At 68.7% G+C, this 18,745-nt stretch carries 20 protein-coding genes, 1 tRNA gene and 1 riboswitch; of the genes, 11 read left to right on the forward strand and 10 right to left on the reverse strand.

The features are described 5' to 3' along the window. Positions 1 to 636: 636 nt before the first annotated feature. The 6 genes from G398_RS0102865 to G398_RS0102890 form a co-directional block, all read right to left on the reverse strand. Positions 637 to 712: transfer RNA gene (locus tag G398_RS0102865), tRNA-Asn, on the reverse strand. 81 nt (positions 713 to 793) lie between these two features. Beyond that, the gene (locus G398_RS0102870) at positions 794 to 1,378 is read right to left on the reverse strand and encodes a GTP-binding protein (protein ID WP_026852484.1); all 585 of its coding nucleotides are present in this window, start codon (positions 1,376 to 1,378) and stop codon (positions 794 to 796) included. 15 nt (positions 1,379 to 1,393) lie between these two features. After that, positions 1,394 to 1,891 (reverse strand): roadblock/LC7 domain-containing protein, encoded by a 498-nt coding sequence (locus G398_RS0102875; protein WP_026852485.1) that lies wholly within the window; start codon positions 1,889 to 1,891, stop codon positions 1,394 to 1,396. A gap of 42 nt (positions 1,892 to 1,933) precedes the next feature. Then, on the reverse strand, positions 1,934 to 2,614 hold the full coding sequence (gene deoC / locus G398_RS0102880; RefSeq protein WP_026852486.1) for a deoxyribose-phosphate aldolase: 681 nt from the start codon (positions 2,612 to 2,614) through the stop codon (positions 1,934 to 1,936). A 247-nt stretch (positions 2,615 to 2,861) separates the two neighbouring features. Next, on the reverse strand, positions 2,862 to 3,674 hold the full coding sequence (locus tag G398_RS20605; protein WP_052571244.1) for a hypothetical protein: 813 nt from the start codon (positions 3,672 to 3,674) through the stop codon (positions 2,862 to 2,864). A gap of 163 nt (positions 3,675 to 3,837) precedes the next feature. Then, positions 3,838 to 5,208, reverse strand: coding sequence for a sigma-54-dependent transcriptional regulator (locus G398_RS0102890; protein WP_026852487.1), 1,371 nt, complete (start codon positions 5,206 to 5,208; stop codon positions 3,838 to 3,840). 85 nt (positions 5,209 to 5,293) lie between these two features. Here G398_RS0102890 and G398_RS0102895 point away from each other — a divergent pair, with 85 nt between their 5' ends. The 5 genes from G398_RS0102895 (at position 5,294) to G398_RS0102915 (ending at position 10,123) form a co-directional block, all read left to right on the forward strand. Continuing rightward, positions 5,294 to 6,028 carry a DUF4412 domain-containing protein gene (locus tag G398_RS0102895; protein ID WP_026852488.1) on the forward strand — a complete coding sequence of 245 codons (735 nt, stop codon included), beginning with the start codon at positions 5,294 to 5,296 and terminating at the stop codon, positions 6,026 to 6,028. A 55-nt stretch (positions 6,029 to 6,083) separates the two neighbouring features. Next, positions 6,084 to 6,323: an exodeoxyribonuclease VII small subunit gene (gene xseB, locus G398_RS0102900; RefSeq protein ID WP_026852489.1), complete on the forward strand. Its 240-nt coding sequence runs from the start codon at positions 6,084 to 6,086 to the stop codon at positions 6,321 to 6,323. Continuing rightward, the gene (locus tag G398_RS0102905; RefSeq protein WP_026852490.1) at positions 6,320 to 7,207 is read left to right on the forward strand and encodes a polyprenyl synthetase family protein; all 888 of its coding nucleotides are present in this window, start codon (positions 6,320 to 6,322) and stop codon (positions 7,205 to 7,207) included. Before xseB ends, G398_RS0102905 begins: the two co-directional genes overlap by 4 nt. 8 nt (positions 7,208 to 7,215) lie before the next feature. Then, complete coding sequence (dxs, locus tag G398_RS0102910; RefSeq protein ID WP_026852491.1) at positions 7,216 to 9,141, forward strand: 1-deoxy-D-xylulose-5-phosphate synthase; 1,926 nt, start codon at positions 7,216 to 7,218, stop codon at positions 9,139 to 9,141. A gap of 82 nt (positions 9,142 to 9,223) precedes the next feature. Next, positions 9,224 to 10,123, forward strand: a complete 900-nt coding sequence (locus tag G398_RS0102915; RefSeq protein WP_026852492.1) for a hypothetical protein — start codon at positions 9,224 to 9,226, stop codon at positions 10,121 to 10,123. A gap of 14 nt (positions 10,124 to 10,137) precedes the next feature. Here the strand turns inward: G398_RS0102915 and G398_RS0102920 are convergent, their stop codons facing one another. Next, positions 10,138 to 11,745: a bifunctional metallophosphatase/5'-nucleotidase gene (locus tag G398_RS0102920; RefSeq protein ID WP_026852493.1), complete on the reverse strand. Its 1,608-nt coding sequence runs from the start codon at positions 11,743 to 11,745 to the stop codon at positions 10,138 to 10,140. 101 nt (positions 11,746 to 11,846) lie between these two features. Here G398_RS0102920 and G398_RS0102925 point away from each other — a divergent pair, with 101 nt between their 5' ends. The 4 genes from G398_RS0102925 to G398_RS0102940 all read left to right on the forward strand — a co-directional run bounded on the left by G398_RS0102925 (position 11,847) and on the right by G398_RS0102940 (position 15,206). Then, positions 11,847 to 12,317 (forward strand): DUF6941 family protein, encoded by a 471-nt coding sequence (locus tag G398_RS0102925; RefSeq protein ID WP_026852494.1) that lies wholly within the window; start codon positions 11,847 to 11,849, stop codon positions 12,315 to 12,317. Between the two features lie 94 nt (positions 12,318 to 12,411). Beyond that, positions 12,412 to 13,413, forward strand: a complete 1,002-nt coding sequence (locus G398_RS0102930; RefSeq protein WP_052571247.1) for a ThiF family adenylyltransferase — start codon at positions 12,412 to 12,414, stop codon at positions 13,411 to 13,413. Between the two features lie 253 nt (positions 13,414 to 13,666). Then, the gene (locus tag G398_RS0102935; protein ID WP_026852496.1) at positions 13,667 to 14,281 is read left to right on the forward strand and encodes a non-canonical purine NTP pyrophosphatase; all 615 of its coding nucleotides are present in this window, start codon (positions 13,667 to 13,669) and stop codon (positions 14,279 to 14,281) included. A gap of 1 nt (position 14,282) precedes the next feature. Further along, the gene (locus tag G398_RS0102940; protein ID WP_026852497.1) at positions 14,283 to 15,206 is read left to right on the forward strand and encodes a DMT family transporter; all 924 of its coding nucleotides are present in this window, start codon (positions 14,283 to 14,285) and stop codon (positions 15,204 to 15,206) included. Here the strand turns inward: G398_RS0102940 and G398_RS0102945 are convergent. Next, positions 15,203 to 16,036: a peptidoglycan DD-metalloendopeptidase family protein gene (locus G398_RS0102945; protein ID WP_026852498.1), complete on the reverse strand. Its 834-nt coding sequence runs from the start codon at positions 16,034 to 16,036 to the stop codon at positions 15,203 to 15,205. The genes G398_RS0102940 and G398_RS0102945 overlap by 4 nt on opposite strands. 106 nt (positions 16,037 to 16,142) lie before the next feature. Between G398_RS0102945 and G398_RS19170 the strand changes: the two genes are divergently transcribed. Together G398_RS19170 and G398_RS0102955 are read left to right on the forward strand one after the other, a co-directional pair. Then, positions 16,143 to 16,574: a MarR family winged helix-turn-helix transcriptional regulator gene (locus tag G398_RS19170; RefSeq protein WP_052571250.1), complete on the forward strand. Its 432-nt coding sequence runs from the start codon at positions 16,143 to 16,145 to the stop codon at positions 16,572 to 16,574. 47 nt (positions 16,575 to 16,621) lie between these two features. Next, on the forward strand, positions 16,622 to 17,125 hold the full coding sequence (locus tag G398_RS0102955; protein WP_026852499.1) for a hypothetical protein: 504 nt from the start codon (positions 16,622 to 16,624) through the stop codon (positions 17,123 to 17,125). 15 nt (positions 17,126 to 17,140) lie between these two features. Here G398_RS0102955 and G398_RS0102960 read toward each other — a convergent pair whose 3' ends face one another. Both G398_RS0102960 and mtnP read right to left on the reverse strand, forming a co-directional pair. Continuing rightward, positions 17,141 to 17,599, reverse strand: coding sequence for a hypothetical protein (locus G398_RS0102960; protein WP_026852500.1), 459 nt, complete (start codon positions 17,597 to 17,599; stop codon positions 17,141 to 17,143). Continuing rightward, on the reverse strand, positions 17,596 to 18,471 hold the full coding sequence (mtnP, locus tag G398_RS0102965; RefSeq protein ID WP_026852501.1) for an S-methyl-5'-thioadenosine phosphorylase: 876 nt from the start codon (positions 18,469 to 18,471) through the stop codon (positions 17,596 to 17,598). The genes G398_RS0102960 and mtnP overlap by 4 nt, the downstream gene beginning before the upstream one ends. A 48-nt stretch (positions 18,472 to 18,519) precedes the next feature. Continuing rightward, positions 18,520 to 18,714: riboswitch (cobalamin riboswitch) on the forward strand. The last annotated feature ends 31 nt before the right edge of the window (positions 18,715 to 18,745 follow it).

Genomic DNA, 18,745 nt, shown 5'->3' on the forward strand with positions numbered 1-18,745 from the left:
CCAGGAGGGAGCCGCACCTCGAACCCCGCGCCGCCGTTTCTCCAGGGGTTTCGCTCCTACCTGACTGTCGCTTTGCGTCATTCGAGGCTTTCAAAGGTCATCTGGCCAATGGGCATGACACCCTCAGTTTCGAGAGATCGAGTAGACAAAGTTTGTCGCAATCCCCCTCCGTGGGGGGCCCCGCCAAGGAGGGAGCCAAAAGAATCCGTGGCCTGCTCTCTCGAACCTCGCAAGGTAAGAATCTCGAGGAGAGTCGGGATACCGCAGGTCTGGGCCACGAATCGACTGCGCGATTGTCGCTCTCATCCGCACTGTTCAGCACCGCCGAATCGGCACCGAGTTCCGGCGATGCCCCCTCGATGGGAATTGGGCGTTCCCCGCCCCGGGCGGAAGTAGCTGCTTCGTATTAAACACGAAGGACCAGGCTGATCGGCCTAGTCCTCGTTGCTTGCTGTTGCTGGCTCCGGAGGAGGGATTTGAACCCGTTGCCGGCATCCACTCGCGCTTCTTCCGCTCCGGCAGCGCCTCTGCGCTGCCTCCACGGCGCGCTCGCGGGCCGGCTGCCACTCGGGCGTTCGAACCCGCCGACTCTCCACCCAAAAAGCAATGAGGTCCCAACGGGACCTCATTGCTTTTTGGCTCCGGAGGAGGGATTTGAACCCCCGACCTAGTGATTAACAGTCACCCGCTCTGACCCCTGAGCTACTCCGGAAAGGGCGAAGGTCCATTCTACCGGAGGCGGGCCTAGATTCAAGCGGGGAGCGACGGGACCTGTGATCCCGGTCGCGGAGCCCTAGTTCTTCTGGAGTTCCATGAGGATCTGGCGGGCGGCTGCCTTGAGGGTCTCGATGACGCCGGTGCCCTGGCTGGCCACGGCCTCGATCATGGGCTCGCCCCGGAAGCGGAGCAGGCGCTCCATCTCGGGCACGGGCACGGCAGAGGGCATGTCGCGCTTGTTCAGCTGGAGGACGTAGGGGATCGACCGAACGTCGAAGCCATTCTCCTTGAGGTTGGTGGCCAGGTTCGCGATGGACTCGATGTTGGCCTCCATGCGCGCCTTCTGGCTGTCAGCCACGAAGATGATGCCGTCGCACCCGCGGAGGATGAGCTTGCGGCTGGCGTCGTAGAAGACCTGGCCGGGCACGGTGTAGAGGTGGAAGCGCACCTTGAAGCCCTTGACCATGCCCATGTCCAGCGGCAGAAAATCGAAGAAGAGCGTGCGGTCCGTCTCGGTGGCGAGGCTGACGAGCTTACCCTTCTTGTCCGGGTTGGCCTGCTCGTAGATCCACTGGATGTTCGTCGTCTTCCCGCAGAGGCCGGGCCCGTAGTAGACGATCTTGCAGTTGATCTCGCGGGACGCGTAGTTGATGAAGGTCATGTGGCGGCCCCGGTGTCAGTCGCCGAAGAGCCGGTCGATGTCTTCGTCCGTGATCTCCGAGAAGGGGCTCTCGAAGCGGTTGCCGCCGTCGGATTCCTTCTGCGCGCGCTGCTCGACCTGGTCGAAGATCTCCTGCAGCTCCTTGCTGGCCTTCTTCACGCGCAGGCGCACCAGCGCGAGGCTGGAGTTCTGGTCGAAGATCACCACCAGGATCCCGCGCTTGCCCACGATGGAGATGTGCAGGTTGTCCTTCTCGCCCTCGTGGAAGAGGAGGCTGAACTCCTTCTCGCCGATGAGCTTCGCCAGGCCGTCCGTGGCGGCCACGTTGCCGGCGGTGAGGGAGGCGAGGCTGGTGGCGTCGATGCTCTTCACGTCGCCGGCGGCGGCGATCTGCTGGCCGTTCTTGTCCACCAGGAACACCACCTTGGCGGAGGCGTCCTTCTGGAGGCGGCCGATGATCTCGTGGAGGAGTTTGTACTCCTCCTCGAACATGATGAGATCAAGCTTTGCCACAAGAACCTCCGCCGGGACTGCTATCTGTGAGGATAGCACTGTTCAGTAGGCCCCCGACCCGGCTCCCCCCTGAATCACCGCCACGGAGGCGGAAAGCCCCAGGCGCGTGGCCCCGGCCAGGACCATGGCCAGCGCACCCTCATAGGTGCGGATGCCGCCGGAGGCCTTCACGCCCATGCCCGTGCCCACGGTCCGGCGCATGAGGGCCACGTCGGCCTCGGTGGCGCCCCCGGTGGAGAAGCCCGTGGAGGTCTTCACGAAGTCGAGGCCCGCTTCCAGGGCCAGGCTGGAGGCCCGCTCCTTCTCCCCGTCCGTGAGGAGGCAGGTCTCCAGGATCACCTTGAGCACCGTGGGCGCGGGAACAGCGGCCCTCAGGCCCTCCAGGTCCCGCCGCATCGTCTCCCAGTCGCCGCCCTTGGCCGCGCCGATGGCCAGCACCATGTCCACCTCCTGCGCCCCGTCCGCCACGGCAACTTCCGCCTCGTGGGCCTTGGCGCGGAGGGAGGAGGCCCCCAGGGGGAAGCCCACCACGGTGCAGGTGCGCACGGCGCTGCCCTTCAGGAGGGAGGCGGCCAGGGGCACCCAGAGCGGGTTCACGCAGACCGAGGCGAAGCCGTGCTTCAGGGCCTCGGCGCAGAGGGCCTCCACCTGGGCCCCGGTGGCCTCGGCCTTCAGCAGGGTGTGGTCGATGAGGGGGGCCAGGTCCCAGGGCCCCGCAGGCAGAGCCGCCTGAGCCGTGGTCCGGTGATGGAGCCCTGTAGAGTCCCTCAGAAGGCAGGCCCCCTCCACGCACCCCAGGAGCTGGGGCCGGCGGCCTGCGGGGATGGGCTGGAGGCGGGCGCGAATCTCTGCGGTGAGGTCGAGGAGCGGATCGATCATGGGTTCCATGATGGCCCCGGGGCGACCCGCCGGAAAGCCGTACGCGAAAAAGCGGGCCGGAGCCCGCTTTTTCGTGGATCGGTGGAGCGTGTTACTTCTTGGCGGCGGGGGCGGCAGGAGCGGCGGGCTCAGCCTTCTTCTCGGCCTTCTTGGCAGCCTTCTTGGCCTTCTTCTCGGCCTTGGGAGCGGCCTCGGCCTTCTTCTCCTCGGCGGTCATGGCCTTCTTGGCCTCGGCCTTCTTCTCAGCCTTCTTCTCGGCCTTCTTCTCAGCCTTGGGCTCGGCCTTCTTCTCGGCCTTCTTCTCCTCGGCGGTCACGGCCTTCTTCTCGGCGGCGGGAGCGGCGGGCTCGGCCTTCTTGGCAGCCTTCTTCGCCTTCTTGGCCTTCTTCTCAGCCTTGGGAGCGGCCTCAGCCTTCTTCTCCTCGGCGGTCATGGCCTTCTTCTCGGCGGCAGGGGCGGCGGGCTCGGCCTTCTTCTCGGCCTTCTTGTGGTGCTTCTTGGCCTTCTTCTCGGCCTTGGGGGCGTCAGCCTTCTTCTCGTCGGCCTTCTTCTCCTCGGCGGTCAGAGCCTTCTTGGCCTCGGCCTTCTTCTCCGCCTTCTTCTCTTCCTTCTTGGGCTCGGCCTTCTTCTCGGCCTTCTTCTCCTCGGCGGTCATGGCCTTCTTGGCCTCGGCCTTCTTCTCAGCCTTCTTCTCTTCCTTCTTGGGCTCGGCCTTCTTCTCGGCCTTCTTCTCCTCGGCGGTCAGGGCCTTCTTGGCCTCTTCCTTCTTGGGCTCGGCCTTCTTCTCAGCCTTCTTCTCGGCCTTCTTGGTCTCGACCTTCTTCGCCTCGGGCTTCTTCGCCTCTTCCGCGAAGACGGGGCTGATCAGAGCGGCGGCGACGAGCAGCGCAGCAAGCTTCTTCATGGGGATTCTCCCTGGGTTGATCCGGCACGGCCGGAAGTGAACCCAAGGAAGCACGATCCGAGCCAACATTTAATTATTGAAAATGATGGTTTTGGATTTTGAAAATGGAACTGTTCGGCGTTGCGTTCTGCAACCTGTCGCAGCCTGCGACGGCCCGGCGGCTCTACTCGCCTTCGTGGAGCCCGTACCGCTTCAGCTTCCGGTACAGGGTGGTGCGGTCCACCCCCAGGATCTCCGCGATGCGCTGTTTTTCCTTGTGGCGCCCCACCAGGATCTGGATGTAGCGGCGCTCCAGCTCGTCGAGGGAGGGCCAGTCCTCGATCAGGGCCGGCATCCCTTCGCAGGGTTCCGGCCGCAGGAGGGCGCGCTTGAGCACGTCGGCCTGGATCTTGGCCGGCAGGTCGTCCACCGTGATCTCCCGGCCCCGGCTCAGCTGGGTGAGGTTCTCCACGGCGTTGCTCAGCTCCCGCACGTTGCCGGGCCAGGAATAGGCCTCCAGGACCTTCCGGGCCTCAGGATGCAGGCGGTAGGTCTGCTGGTCCTTCGAGCCGAACTCCGCCAGGAAGTGGTCCAGCAGGGCGTCCACGTCGTCCCCCCGCTCACGCAGGGGCGGCACGGCCAGTTCCACGACGCTGAGCCGGTAGTAGAGGTCCTCGCGGAAGGTTCCGGCCTTCACCATCTGCTGGAGGTCCCGGTTGGTGGCGGCGATGACCCGGGTGTCCACCTTGATGGTCTTGTTGCCGCCCACCCGGCGGATCTCCTGTTCCTGCAGCACCCGCAGCAGGCGCACCTGGAAGCTGGGGCTGGTCTCGCCGATCTCGTCGAGGAAGATGGTGCCGCCGGAAGCCTCCTCGAAGAGGCCTGGCTTCTCGCCCACGGCGCCGGTGAAGGAGCCCTTCACATGCCCGAAGAGCTCGGATTCCAGCAGGGTCTCTGTGAGGGCGCCGCAGTTCACGGCCACGAAGGCGCGGTCCCGGCGGTCGCTGGAGAGGTGGATGCTGCGGGCCACCAGCTCCTTGCCCGTGCCGCTCTCCCCGGTGATGAGCACCGTGGCCCGGCTGTTCTGGAGGCTGGCGATGGTCTTGTAGACGGCCATCATCTTCGGGCTGGAGCCGATCATGAGGCTCCGCTTGGTCTTGGGCGAGGCATCCGGCGGCTCCCCCTGCCCGGCGGACTGCCGACGCGCGAGGGCCCGGGTCACCAGGGCCTTCAGTTCCTCGTTGTTCCAGGGCTTGCTGAGGAAGTCGAAAGCGCCCTCCCGCACGGCCTCGATGGCGGTCTCCAGGGTGCCGAAGCCCGACAGCAGGATGGTGTCCACCCCCAGGGGCTTGGCCTCCCGCAGCAGGTCCAGGCCATCCTTCTTGGCCTCCAGGTTGATGTCCGAGAGCAGCAGGTCGAAGGAGCCGCCCCGCAGCAGCTCGATGGCGCGGTCAGGGTGCGTGGCCTTGGCGACCTCGAGGCCCATGGTCCCCAGCAGCTCCTCCAGGAACTCGCAGGTCTCCTTGCTGTCGTCCACCACGAGGACCCGGGCCATCGCCACCCCCTTCAAGAAGGTATCCCACCTGGCCACACCGAGGCTCCTGGCGTATCCTCAGCCCATCCCATCCTCGGAGATTTCCATGCGAACCCTTCTGACTCTTGCCATCGGAGCACTTCTTTCCGCGACCAGCCTCCTGGCGGGCGACCTCACCATCACCTCCCAGGTCACGGGCAAGGGCGCCATGGCCAAGGACGGCTCCCAGGTCCAGTACCTCAGCGCCACCCGGATGCGGATCAATCACGCCGGCTCGAAGCTCGACAGCCTGGTGGACTACGGCCACGAGGTGATCTACAGCATCGACCACGGCAAGAAGACCATCACCAAGCTCACCTTCAAGGACATGGCGGAGACCATGCAGGCCCTGGAGGACCAGATGGCCGGCATGCCCGAGATGGTCACGAAGATGATGTTCGGCGACGTGTCCGAGGTGAAGGTCGAGCAGCTGGGAACGGACACGGTGCTGGGCCGCCCCTGCAAGAAGGTGCGCATCACCCTCGGCAAGATGGTGGAGGACCTGAGCATCGATCCCTCCCTCCAGTTCCCCGTCAAGGACTACGCCAAGTCCATGGCCATGCTGAACCGCGTGCCCGGTCCCATGGGCGCCCTCTTCAAGCGGGTCTATCAGGAGACGGCCAAGCTCAAGGGCGTGCCCCTCAGGACCCACATCAGCGGCCTCCTGGGCACGGACGTGACCACCGAGGCCACGGCGGTGTCCATGGCGCCCATCCCCGAGAGCACCTGGGCCCTGCCCGCGGGCTACACCATGAAGGATGGCGGCAAGGAGATGAAGGACGCCGCGAAGGGGAGGCGGTAGACTGGGCGGGGCCCCCTGGCGATCCGTCGGCGGGCCCCTTCCTTGCGGAATCCCCATGAGCGCCCAACCCTCCTTCGACGATGGCCTGGACCGGCTGGAGTCCCTGGTGCAGCAGCTGGAATCCGGCAGCCTCAGCCTGGAGGAGGCGCTGGCCCGCTTCGAGGAAGGCGTCCAGCTCAGCCAGGCCCTCCAGAAGCAGCTGGCGGAAGCCCAGCGCAAGGTGGAGGTCCTCAAGGCGGGCCTGGGCGGCGAGTACCGGGCCGAACCCCTGGATGAAGGCGGGGAAGGCCGATGAGCGAACCCACCGAGCAGGTCCGGGCGGATCTGGACCGCCTGCTTCCCCTGCTGGATGCCGCCCTCACGGCCCCCTTCCGGCAGGGCGAGGCCGTCCGCCTGGGCGAGGCCGTGCGCTACAGCCTCGAGGCCGGAGGCAAGCGCGTGCGGCCGGTGCTGTGCATCCTGGCGGCTGAGGCTGTGGGCGGAACGGCCGCGCAGGCCCTCCCCGGCGCCCTGGCCCTGGAGTACGTCCACACCTATTCCCTCATCCATGACGATCTGCCCGCCATGGACGATGACGACCTCCGCCGGGGCCGGCCCACCAACCACAAGGTCTTCGGCGAGGGGCACGCCATCCTGGCCGGGGACGCCCTGCTCACGGAAGCCTTCGGCGTGCTGGCCGCCGCGGACCTGGAGCCCGTCCGCCGGGCCGAGGCCCTGGCCCTGCTGGCGGAAGGCTCCGGCTGGCGCGGCATGGCCGGCGGCCAGGCCCTCGACCTCGAGGGCGAGAAGCTGGACCACTACGATCTGGACCACCTGCGCCTCATCCACCGCCTCAAGACCGGCGCCCTCCTGCGGACCTCCCTGGAGATCGGAGCCGTCCTGGGCGGCGCCGATCCCGCGGGGCGGGCCGCCCTCCGCGCCTACGGCGAGGCCATCGGCCTCGCCTTCCAGATCCAGGACGACATCCTGGACGCCACCGCCACCGAGGCCGACCTGGGCAAGCGCGCCGGGAAGGATGCGGGCAGGGGTAAGATCACCTACCCTTCCCTCCTGGGCCTGGACGGTGCCCGCAAAGCCCTGAGTGAAGCGACCGAGAACGCCTTATGCCACCTAGCAACCCTTCCCAATCGCACGTCCTTGGCAGCCTGGGCCCGGTATCTGGCCCAGCGGGCGAAGTAGGCGTCCAGGTGGAGCCCTCCACCAACCCCTACCCCCTGCTGGATTCCCTGGCCGCCCCCCAGCAGATCCGCCACTTCACCCCGGAGCAGCTCCAGCAGCTCGCGGACGAGGTGCGGGCCTTCATCATCGCCTCCGTGTCCGAGACCGGCGGCCACTTCAGCTCCAACCTGGGCACGGTGGAGCTGACCGTGGCCCTCTTCAACCACTTCGACTTCCTCCAGGACCGCATCGTGTGGGACGTGGGCCACCAGGCCTACCCGCACAAGATCCTCACGGGCCGCAAGGACCGCTTCTCCACGTTGCGCCAGCACCACGGCCTCTCGGGCTTCCTCAAGCGGGACGAGAGCCCCTACGACCACTTCGGCGCCGGCCACGCCAGCACCAGCATCTCCGCCGTGCTGGGCATGGCCAAGGCCCGGGACCTCCAGAAGCAGGACCACGCCTGCATCGCCGTCATCGGCGACGGCTCCATGACCGCCGGCATGGCCTTCGAGGGCCTCAACCAGGCCGGCTACCTGGAGACGAAGAAGTTCCTGGTGATCCTCAACGACAACGACATGAGCATCAACCCCAATGTGGGCTCGCTGCAGGGCTACCTGAACCAGATCATGTCGGGCCAGTACTACCAGCGCTGGCGGGACCGCATCGAGCACGCCATCAAGGCCATCCCCCTGGAGGGCCTCAGCAAGGGCGTGGCCAAGGCCGCCAAGTGGAGCGAGGAGAGCATCAAGCGGCTGATGGTGCCGGGCCTGCTCTTCGAGGACCTGGGCTTCCGCTACCTGGGGCCCATCAACGGCCACGACGTGAACGCTGTCTCCAAGGCCCTGGCCGAGGCCAAGGAGAAGATGAAGGATGGCCCGGTGCTGCTGCACGTGCAGACCAAGAAGGGCTTCGGCTACGAGCCCGCCGTGCAGGATCCCCTGAAGTGGCACGGCGTGACCGCCTTCGACCCGGAGTCCGGCGAGATCATCAAGGTGCAGGCGGATCCGGCCAAGCCCGCGCCCCCCAGCTACACCAACGTCTTCGGCAAGGCCATGGTGGAGCTGGCGCGGAACGACGCCAGGATCGTGGGCATCACGGCCGCCATGCTGGACGGCACGGGCCTGAACCTGTTCCAGAAGGCCTTCCCGGACCGCTGCTTCGACGTGGGCATCGCCGAGCAGCACGCCGTCACCTTCGCCGCGGGCCTGGCGGCCCAGGGCATGCGCCCCGTGGCGGCCATCTACAGCACCTTCCTGCAGCGCGGCTTCGACCAGGTGGCCCACGACGTCTGCATCCAGGACCTGCCCGTGACCTTCGCGCTGGATCGCGCCGGCATCGTGGGCGCCGACGGCCCCACCCACCACGGCCTCTACGACCTGGCCTTCCTGCGCTGCCTGCCCAACATCATCCTCATGGCGCCGAAGGACGAGAACGAGCTGCGGCGCATGCTCATGACCGCCCTCTACTGCGGCCATCCCGCCGCCCTCCGCTATCCCCGGGGCAATGGCCTCGGCGTGGCGCTGGAGGAGCCCATCACGGCGCTCCCCGTGGGCAAGGGCGAGCTGCTGCGCGAGGGGACGGACCTGCTGCTCTGCGCCCTGGGCGCCATGGTGGAGCCCGCCCGGCGGATCGCGGACACCCTGGCCGCCGAAGGCATCTCCTGCGCCGTCATCAACGCCCGCTTCGTGAAGCCCCTCGACGCGGCCCTCATCCATGCCTGGGCGGACCGGTGCCGGGCTGTCGTCACGCTGGAGGAGGGCTGCGCGCCGGCCGGCTTCGGCGGCGCCGTGGCCGAGTCCCTGGCCGATGCGGGGCTCATCCGCCCCCTGCTCCGCTGCGCCGTTGCCGACCATCTGGTCCACCACGGGGATCCCAAGCGGCTGCTGGATGAGGAGGGCCTCAGCCCCGCGGCCCTCGAAGGCAGGATCCGGGAATTCTTCAGCAACATCTAAGTAAAACCTTGCGAAAAACGCCGGGAATTCCTATGGTTGGTCCCAACCCGCCGTGGCAGCGCGTTCTTTTCCCGAGGCTCTCGTGAGGTCATACCCTATCCACGCGTCCATCCTGGGCGCCCTGCTCTGCCTCACGGCCATGACCGGCTCCGCCCAGGCCTGGGATGCCGCCGGCAAGGCCGCGAGCTGGGCCAAGCAGGACAAGGACGACTCCTTCACCTTCTACGACGGCGCGGGCCGGGCCCTGCGCACCTGGGTGCGGGACGGCGGCCTCCTGGGGTCGCTCCCCATCGGCAAGATCGACGAGGAGCCCGACCGCTGGGTGATCGACCCCCGCAACGCCGCGTGGGTGGCGCACGGCACCACCCTCACCCACCTGGAGCGGAGCGGGCGCGCCATGGGCAGCGTGAAGCTGCCGGCCGAGGTCGGCGATGTCTGCTGGGATGCCGTGGGCATGATCCTCTCCTATCGCGCCCCCGAGCCCTACCTGGAGAAGCGGGACTACCGCAACGGGGAGGTCATCTGGTCCTTCGGCACCAAGCCCGCGAAAAAGGATGGCCCCGCCCCCCAGAACCGGCGCCCCATCGCGCTGGACGACAGCGGCAACGTCCTGATGGCGGACGGATCCTCCCTGAACCTCAGCGTCCTGGACGCCAACACCGGCAAGAAATTCGGGGAGACCGCCCTGCGCCTCCAGGAGACCCTGGCCCCGGCCCTGGAGGGAAACGTCCTGGACCGCGGCCCCCTGGCCGTGTGGGTGGGCAAGGGCGTGGTCTTCGCCGCCCTGAAGGCCGCCCAGGTGCCGGCGGCCCAGCGGGGCGCCATGCAGGGCCTCGTCCTGGCGAGGCTGGACCTGCCCCACACGAGCGTCGAGTTCCTTCCCACGGGGCTGGATGACAGCCACATCCTCGTGGGCGTCCTCGATTCCGATGCGGTGTTCGTCAACCCCAAGGGCGGGCTGATGCTGGTGAAGGTCAAGTAGCCCTCACCGGGCCCTCACCGAGCCTGGTTCAGCACCCGCTCGCGGTCCAGGTAGGGGATGGTGCGCCAGGCGTTGGGAACCGCCGGGTTCAGCGCGGGCCGGGCCAGCACGTGGGCCAGGATGAGGTTGCGCTGGGATGCCTCGGTGACCAGGTCCGGCTGGCCCTTGAAGCCGATGGCCTCCATGTAGCCGCCCCCGCCCCGCAGCCGGTACGTGGTCAGGGCCAGGGTGAAGGTCTGTCCGGGCTTCACCGGCTGGCCCTGGAAGCTGAGGCCGGCCACCCGGCTACCGGCGGGCTTGCCCAGGTCCAGCGCGTAGGCCACGCCGTCCACCACGTCGAAGTCGTGGAGGGGGACGTCGCGGTTGTAGAGCTCCGGCTCCCAGCTGTAGGTGTAGTGCCGCGCCGCGTGCTCCAGGTAGGCCTTGAGCTGGGCGCCGGTGATGCGGATGCGCGCCACCCGGTTCTCGTAGGGCGACAGGGCATAGAACTGCCGCACGCTGGTGGGGCCCTTGGGGATGAAGAGGCGGGCGCCGGGGCTGGCCGCCGCGGAGAGCTGGGCCCCCGTGGCCTGGCGCTGCACCTGGTGGATGAGCTGCATGAGGGGCGTGTCCTCCATGCGCGCCCAGCGGCTGTCCAGGTCCACCAGCAGGTTGGTGGCCGCCGTGTCCAGGTAGCGGTCCGTGGCGGCGCGCAGCTCCGCGGTGAGGCTCAGCACCTCCGGGTCCACGGGCGTGTCGGTCTCGGGCCGGATGAGCCGTCCCTGGCTGGCGACCACGCGCCAGCGGCCCTTCTCCCGGCGGAGGTTCAGGTCCACCACCGCCAGGGCCCGCCCGTGGGCCTGGGCCTGGAGAATGGGGATGCCCTTGTGCTCGGTCTGGATGGCCTGGTGCGTGTGACCCGTGAGGATGGCGTCCAGGCCGGGCACCTGGTCCGCCAGGCGGAGCGCCTCGTCCTCGTCGCCCTCCCGGCCGTCCACCTTCCCGAGGCCCGAGTGGACCAGGGCCACCACCACGTCAGCCTTCTCCTTCTCCCGGAGGCGCGGCACCCATTCCCGGGCGGCGGCCACGATGTCCCGGAAGGTCAGGCCCGCCGTATCGCGCGGATCGGCCAGGGCCGCCGTCCGCGGCGTGGTGAAGCCCACCAGGGCCACCCGCACCCCGCCCACCGACACCAGGGCATGGGCAGGAAAGGCCGGGGCGCCCTTGGCCGTCAGGGTGTTCGCGGACAGGAAGGGGAACTTCGCCTGGCCCTCGACCTCGCGCAGCAGGTCGAGGCCGAAGTCGTACTCGTGGTTGCCCACGGCCATGGCCGAATAGCCCAAAGCGTTCATGATGGCCACGCTCGGTTCCGGCAGGTCCCGGCGCAACGTGTTCCGGACATAGTTGATGGGCTCGCCCTGGATCGTGTCGCCGCAGTCCACCAGGATCGTGTCCGGGTTCAGGGCCTTCTGGCGGCGGATCAGCGTGGCAAGCTTCGCCCAGCCCTGGTTCGCGGGCTGGAGGGTGAAGGTGTCCTCGGCCATCACGCGGCCGTGCAGGTCTGTCGTTCCAAGAATCTGAATCCGGGCCTCTTGGCCCTGGAGGCCCAGGGCGATCAACAGGATCCAGAACCAATGCCGCATGCCGCCTCCGGGACCGGCCGCCAACCCGTGGTTGGATGGGACCGCCTTCAAGGGTAAACTTTCCCTTCACCCAAGGATGCCCCCTCTTTCGGAGCCCCCCCATGCAAGAAGTCCAGATCAAGGCCCCCAAGCACGAATTCACGCTGCTCTGTGATGACATCCGCCAGGAGATGGGCGGCAAGACCTCGCTGATGGGCCTGTACGACCACCACATCGTGGTGCCCCAGGTGCCCTTCACCCTGCCCAAGGTGTGCTTCTACACCCGCTTCTCCCGCATGGACGGCCAGTTCAAGTTCGGCTTCTCCATCGTGAGCCCCACCGGCGACCGCAAGGACGTGATCCGCGACAGCGACGTGCAGATCCCCGACGGCGCCAAGGAAGGCACCTTCAACGTCATCGCGGCCCCCTTCGAGGTGACCGCCGAGGGTGTCTACGAAGTGATCATCGCCCTCACCAAGGGCGCCGACCGCTTCGAGTACGTCTACAAGTTCGCCATCTCCGACGCCAGCCGCCTCCAGGCCGAGTACGAGAAGGCCATGACCGAGGCCCAGGCCGGCCAGGGCGCGAACTAAAAGATTGCTATCGGCTGTCAGCCATCAGCGCGGCGCCCCGGTGGGGCGCCGTTGCTTTTAGACTGAGAGCTGACAGCTGATGGCTGAGAGCCCCATGAACGACCGCTACGCCAAGCAACGCATCTTTCTCGGCCGCGAGGCCGATGACGCTTTGCGTACCAAGCGCGTGGCCGTGCTGGGCCTCGGGGCCCTGGGCTCGGTCATCGCGCCCTGGCTTGCCCGGGCCGGCGTAGGCCACCTCACCCTCATCGACCGGGACCTGGTGGAGGCGAGCAACCTCCAGCGCCAGCTCCTCTACGGCGAATCAGATCTGGGCCAACCCAAGGCCGAAGTGGCCGCGAAGCGGCTTCACGAAGCCAACTCGGGCATCGAATTGGTTCCGGTGGTGGCCGACCTCACCAGCGGCAACGCCCGGGAGCTGCTGTCGGGCTTCGACCTCATCTGCGATGGCACGGACAACTTCGAGGCCCGCTTCCTCATCAACGATGTGGCCATCCTCACGGGCACGCCCTGGATCTATGCCGGCGCCATCGGCGGCGAGGGGGTCGTCTGGCCCCTGAACCCGCCGCGCACCCCCTGCCTGCGCTGCCTCATCGAGGAGCCCCCCGCCGGCGGCGACGTGGACACCTGCGACAGCGCCGGGGTGCTGGGCCCCGCCGTGGGCGTCATCGCCAGCTGGGCGGCCCTGGAGGCCCTCAAGGTGCTCACGGGGAAGGAGCCCCATGCCGACCTCGCCCGCTTCGACTTCTGGCACGACGAGCGCCAGTTCCTGAAGCCCCCGAAGACCCGCTGCCGCTTCTGCACGGGGAAGGTCACGGAGTTCCTGGACGCCCGCTGGACCCTCAAGGCCAGTGCCCTCTGTGGCCTCGAGGGCGTGCAGATCCGCGTGAACCCGCCCGGGAAGTTGGATCTCGCCGCCCTGAAGCCGCGCCTGGAGGCCCGCACCCGCAGCCCCTGGAAGCAGGCGGGCCTCATGCTCAAGGGCCAGGAGGGCCCCGACGAGATCACCCTCTTCGCCGACGGCCGCGCCCTCGTCCACGGCCCCATGACCCCCGAGCGGGCCCGCAGTTGGTACACCGAAGTCATCGGATGCTGATGGTTTGGGAACACCCCTCGATGAAAGATGTCAATAAGCGGAGGAAAACAGAGGGGCGGAGGAAAGCTGAGAAATAAAGTCAGCGGCATTCTCCGCTTTCCTCAGCTCCTCTGCATATCTCCGCTTTCAAAATTTCGTATCTCTGATGGACAGGTGATGACGCCATGCTGAAAGTGCTCCTCTTGGTATCGCCTGTGGCGATACGCAAGACCTCACCACCCAGCCATGATTCCCCTCTCAATCAGGTGAATTCTTGATCGTCCATTCCCCCCTCAAGGTCGTTCTGGCCTCCCGGAACGCCGGCAAGCTGCGCGAGTTTTCCGAGTTGCTGCCTGAAGTCCGCTTCGTCCTCTGGCCCGCTAACGCCCAAGAGCTCCCGGAAACCGGAGCCTTTTTCCAGGACAACGCCCTGCAGAAGGCAGAGGGCGCCCGGGCCTGGTGGCGGGAGCACGGCCCAGAGGCCGTGGACGGCGTGCTGGCGGACGATTCGGGCCTCTGCGTGGACGCGCTCTGGGGTGGCCCGGGCGTGCTCTCGGCCCGCTTCGCACCGGACCTGCCCGACTACCGCGACAAGAACCGCCGCCTGCTGGCCATGGTGCCTGAGGGCGCGGACCGCTCGGCTCGGTTCGTGTGCGTGCTGGCCTACGTGCCCTTCCATGGCGAGCCCCTCACCGCCAGCGGCGCCGTGGAGGGCTCCCTGGCCTTCGACCACCGCGGGAACGGCGGGTTCGGCTACGATCCCATCTTCATCCCCGATGGCTTCGACCAAACCTTCGGCGAGCTGCCGTCGGAGACCAAGCACACCCTCAGCCACCGCGCCCGGGCCTGCGCGGCCCTGCGCGAGCGGCTGGCCCAGGGTCGGCGCTGACATGGGCGGTCCGGGATGGAAGCGTGACCCCCGCACCTGGCTGGCCATCGCGGGCGTGCTGCTGCTGTGGGCTTCGGCCTTCGCGGGCATCCGCGCGGGGCTGCGGATCACGCCGGCGGGCCGCCCCGGCACGGATGGCTACGGCCCCGGCGAGCTGGCCCTGCTGCGGTTCGGCACGGCCTCGGCAGCCCTGGCCGTGTACGGACTGGCGACGCGGATGCGCCTGCCTGAGCCCGCCGAGCTTCCGCGCATCGCCCTGGCGGGATTCCTGGGCATCAGTGTCTACCACGTGGCCCTCAACTTCGGCGAGGTGACGGTCCAGGCGGGGGCGGCCTCCCTGCTCATCTCCGCCGGCCCTGTGTTCACGGCCCTGCTCTCCGCCCTGTTCCTGGGCGAGCGCCTCACCCGGATCGGATGGACCGGCATCTTCGTGGCCTTCGCGGGCGTGGCCCTCATCGCCCTCAGCGGCGGCCGGGGGCTGCGCTTCACCCCCGGGGCCCTGCTCATCCTGCTGGCCGCGGCCGCCGCCGCGGTCTTCTCCATCCTGTCCAAGCGGGCGCTCCGGCGCCATGCGGCCCTCGAGTTCACCAGCTACACCATCTGGGCGGGCACCCTGCCCATGCTGGTCTTCCTGCCGGGACTCCTCCGCCAGGCCCCCCAGGCCGCGCTTCCGGCCACCCTCGCCGGGGCCTACCTGGGCCTCTTCCCCGCCGCCATCGCCTACGTCCTGTGGAACTACGCCCTGGCCCGCATGCCCGCCGGCCTGCTCTCCAGCTTCCTGTATCTGACGCCGGTGATCGCCAGCCTCATCGCCTGGGCCTGGCTGGGCGAAGTGCCCACGCCGCTCACGGTGCTGGGCGGCGCCATCGCCATCGCTGGCGTCGCCCTTGTGCAGACGAGGGGGCAGCGGGCCTTGAGTTCTTAGGGCCGGAGGAAGAGCCGCGGATCCACCCGCGCGTTGTTGAGGCTCAGGGACCAGTGCAGATGGGGGCCCGTGGCGCGGCCGGTCTGGCCCACCTCGCCCACCAGGTCGCCGGCCTTCACCACCTGGCCCTGGGCCACCGTGATCTTCGACAGGTGCGCGAAGAGGCTCACCACGCCTTGGCCGTGGGCCAGGAACACGGCATTGCCGCTGAAGAAGAAGTCGCCTGTGAGCACCACCACGCCCGCGGCCGGCGCGCGCACGGCCTGACCCGCAGGGGCCTTGATGTCGAGCCCCCCGTGGGGCGCCCGGGGCTGGCCGTTGAAGATGCGGCGCAGGCCGAAGGAGCTGGTGAGGCCGCCGGGCGTGGGCTGCTGGAACTGCAGGGACGGCACGAGCCCCTCGGGCCAGGCCTTCCAGGCCGGTGCCATGAGCGCCTGTTCCCGGGCGATGCGCGCCTCGTCCTCGGCGTTCGGCGTCACCTGGCGCTCGTCCTTGAGGCGGATGCGCTGCTCGGGGTAGCGCTTGGGCTTGATGGTGAAGGGGACCGGCCGGCCCTCCACCTCGACCTCGTCCCGGCCCGGCTTCGCGCTGAGGGGGATGCCCACCACCGCCACCCAGCCCTTCGCCCCCTGGCGCACCAGCACCGGCTCACCACGGTAGGTGGCCTTCGGCGCGGCCCCCCGGCCTGGCAGGACGACAACCGCCACGCCGCCGGGGACGGGGGAGGGCTTGAAGGGCAGGCCCTCCGCCTGCGGGTTCCGCACGGCCGGGCCTGCGGCAAGGACCAGGGCCGCGAAGGCAGGGGCGGCGGCTCGCGAGATCCGGAACATCCGGGGTTCCTCCAGGACTAGGGACCCAGGATAGCCGGAAGGCCGTTGACAACCGGGGTCAATGGATCCATATTTAGTTCGAATTCGTAATATTCGGATGTGAATAATGTCCCTCGACCTGATCCTCCAGCTCCACCGCGCCACCCACCGGGTGGGCCTCTTCCTCGCGGCCTGGGAACCGCCCCTCGGCGTGAACCAGGCCGAGGCCCACATCCTCGCCTTCCTCGCCCAGGCCGGGCCGAGCCCCATCGGGGCCGTGCATCGCGCGTTCGCGCACAAGCGCTCCACGCTCACGGGCGTGCTCGACCGGCTGGAGGCCAAGGGCTGGCTCGCCCGGGAGGCCCACCCCGAGGACCGGCGCTCCACCATGCTCCGTCTCACCCCCAAGGGCGTGAAGCAGGCAACCCGCGTGAAGGAGGCGCTCGCCGCCCTGGGCCAGGCCCTGGCCGAGGAGCTGTCACCCCATGCGCTGGCCGCCACCTCCCGCTGCCTGGAGGCCCTGGAGCACGCAGCTGAACGCGCCGGCGGCGGCGACTGACCCACCCATCCACCCTGCAGGGCCTCCCCTCGAGGCCAGGAGATCCCATGCCCATCCCCACCCCGCCCGCCCATCAAGCCCCCCAGCCTCCGCCTACCTTCCGGGCCCGCACACGGTCGCTGGAGTACCTGCAACACCTGGCGGCCCGCCCCCTGGAGGTGATGCCCTTCCTCACGGCCACGGGCGAGCGCGCCTGGGCCCAGGGCTGGAACCCCACGGTGCTCTTTCCCGAATCCGGCCCCGAAGGCGAGAGCGCCGTGTTCACGACGCCCGGCACCTGGTGGGTCTGCACCGAGTTCTCCGCTCCGGAGGCGGGGCGCCCGGCCCGGATCACCTATGCCCACTTCACGCCTGGCCGGGACGTCACCACGATCCACATCACCCTGGCGCCGGAAGGACCGGGCGGGACCCTGGCGCGCGTCCGCTACACCTGGACCGGCCTCTCCGCCGAAGGCAACGCCTTCGTCGATGGCCACACGGCCGCCGGCTTCGAGCAGGACATGCGGGAGTGGGAGGCGGATCTCAATGCCGCCTTGCGACGGAGGAGGTGAGCCCCGGGGCGCGGCTCATGCGGGAGATGGCCCCTCCGGCGCGGCCTTGGGGGGAGCCTCGGGAATTCCCGCCTCCCGCATCCTCACCGCCTCCTGGTAGGCGGCCAGCACGGCGGTGCGGACGCGGAGGTACGAGCTGTCGGTGATCTTGGTGTTGAAGGTGAGGGTGGCCACGAGGTAGTCGCGGCCGTCCGGCAGGGTCTGGGGGGCGCTCACCTGCACCTGGGGCGGCATGATGGCCGAGGAGCTGCCCTCCCGGAGGTTGACGGACAGGCTCTCGCACCAGGCCTGGAGCCGCGGGGTGAGCGCCAGGCCTTCGTCGGGGGAGGCCACCATCACCCGGCCGTAGAGCGTGAAGAAGAGCCGGAGCTGCGGCGGATCGAAGGCGTGGTTCAGGTAGCCCGACATGCTCGCGATCTGCTGGAAGTCCTTCAGCAGGGCCTGGAGCTTGGGGCTGGCCTGGATGGGGCTCATCCGTGCATCCCGTAGCCGTACTTGCCCACCAGCAGGTCGAGCCGCCTGCGGGCGTCCTCGGTCACAGCCTCCGGCGCCGTGAAGAGGGCCGCCTTCAGGGCCTCGCCGCAGCCGCAGGTTCTCGGGGCCCCCGAAAGGCCGGGCACGGCGGCGCGAAGCAGACGCTGGGCCTTGTCCACGTTGGCGTGCATGACCTCCAGCACCGAGGCGGCGTCCACGCCCTCCTCCTCCTCGCGCCAGGCGTCGTAGTCCGTCACCAGGGCGATGCAGGCGTAGCAGAACTCCGCCTCGCGGGCCAGGCGCGCCTCGGTCACCTGGGTCATGCCGATGAGGTCCGCGCCCCAGCTCTGGTGCAGGCGGCTCTCGGCGCGGGTGGAGAAGGCGGGCCCCTCCATGCAGACGTAGGTGGCGCCGCCCTCGATGGGGATGGACAGCGACTGTCCAGCCTTGAGCAGCGCGGCGGTGGCATGGGCGCAGACGGGCTCCGCGAAGCTCACGTGGGCCACCAGGCCCTCGCCGAAGAAGGTGTCCTTCCGGTGCCGGGTCTTGTCGATGAACTGGCCCACGAGCCGCAGCTCACCGGGCTTGTGCCGGGCCTGGAGGCTGCCCACGGCGGAGACGGAGATCAGCCGCTCGACCCCCAGGGACTTCAGGGCCCAGAGGTTGGCCCGGTAGTTCACCTCGCTGGGCGTGAACCGATGGCCTTCCCCATGGCGCGCCAGGAAGGCCACGGGGGCGCCGTCCAGAGCGCCCAGGTGCACGGGGCCCGAAGGCGCGCCGAAGGGCGTCTGAACCAGCTCCGTCCGGTCCAGGGCGAGCCCCTCCATCCGGTAGAGTCCACTGCCGCCGATGATGCCGATGGGTGCTCGCATGGGGCCATTGTACTTGCGGAGGCCAGCGGCGCCGTGTTTCCCTGGAGTTCTGACAATTTCGTGCTGGATGCACGGGAAGCAGGTGAGATTCCTGCGCTGCCCCGCAACGGTATGCACCACGCCACGCAAGCCGGCGTGAGACCTCAAGCCCGAGCCACTGGGATCGTCCCGGGAAGGTGAGGGGGAGCCGCAAGGCCCCGGTCGCGTGCGAGCCCGGAGACCGGTCCCGCACCTCACCCCCCGTCGCGGGAACGGGCCGGGCCATTCCCCCTGC

The sequence above is a fragment of the Geothrix fermentans DSM 14018 genome (genome assembly GCF_000428885.1).
Lineage (GTDB): Bacteria > Acidobacteriota > Holophagae > Holophagales > Holophagaceae > Geothrix > Geothrix fermentans.

Excerpts from the sequence above, each read along its gene's own strand:
- G398_RS0102945 (WP_026852498.1), bottom strand. The coding sequence starts at position 16,036 with ATGTTCCGGATCTCGCGAGCCGCCGCCCCTGCCTTCGCGGCCCTGGTC.
- G398_RS0102895 (WP_026852488.1), top strand. The coding sequence starts at position 5,294 with ATGCGAACCCTTCTGACTCTTGCCATCGGAGCACTTCTTTCCGCGACC.
- G398_RS0102870 (WP_026852484.1), bottom strand. The coding sequence starts at position 1,378 with ATGACCTTCATCAACTACGCGTCCCGCGAGATCAACTGCAAGATCGTC.
- G398_RS0102930 (WP_052571247.1), top strand. The coding sequence starts at position 12,412 with ATGAACGACCGCTACGCCAAGCAACGCATCTTTCTCGGCCGCGAGGCC.
- xseB (WP_026852489.1), top strand. The coding sequence starts at position 6,084 with ATGAGCGCCCAACCCTCCTTCGACGATGGCCTGGACCGGCTGGAGTCC.
- G398_RS0102925 (WP_026852494.1), top strand. The coding sequence starts at position 11,847 with ATGCAAGAAGTCCAGATCAAGGCCCCCAAGCACGAATTCACGCTGCTC.
- G398_RS0102960 (WP_026852500.1), bottom strand. The coding sequence starts at position 17,599 with ATGAGCCCCATCCAGGCCAGCCCCAAGCTCCAGGCCCTGCTGAAGGAC.
- G398_RS0102920 (WP_026852493.1), bottom strand. The coding sequence starts at position 11,745 with ATGCGGCATTGGTTCTGGATCCTGTTGATCGCCCTGGGCCTCCAGGGC.
- G398_RS0102905 (WP_026852490.1), top strand. The coding sequence starts at position 6,320 with ATGAGCGAACCCACCGAGCAGGTCCGGGCGGATCTGGACCGCCTGCTT.
- G398_RS20605 (WP_052571244.1), bottom strand. The coding sequence starts at position 3,674 with ATGAAGAAGCTTGCTGCGCTGCTCGTCGCCGCCGCTCTGATCAGCCCC.
- mtnP (WP_026852501.1), bottom strand. The coding sequence starts at position 18,471 with ATGCGAGCACCCATCGGCATCATCGGCGGCAGTGGACTCTACCGGATG.
- G398_RS0102890 (WP_026852487.1), bottom strand. The coding sequence starts at position 5,208 with ATGGCCCGGGTCCTCGTGGTGGACGACAGCAAGGAGACCTGCGAGTTC.
- G398_RS0102955 (WP_026852499.1), top strand. The coding sequence starts at position 16,622 with ATGCCCATCCCCACCCCGCCCGCCCATCAAGCCCCCCAGCCTCCGCCT.
- G398_RS0102940 (WP_026852497.1), top strand. The coding sequence starts at position 14,283 with ATGGGCGGTCCGGGATGGAAGCGTGACCCCCGCACCTGGCTGGCCATC.
- G398_RS19170 (WP_052571250.1), top strand. The coding sequence starts at position 16,143 with ATGTCCCTCGACCTGATCCTCCAGCTCCACCGCGCCACCCACCGGGTG.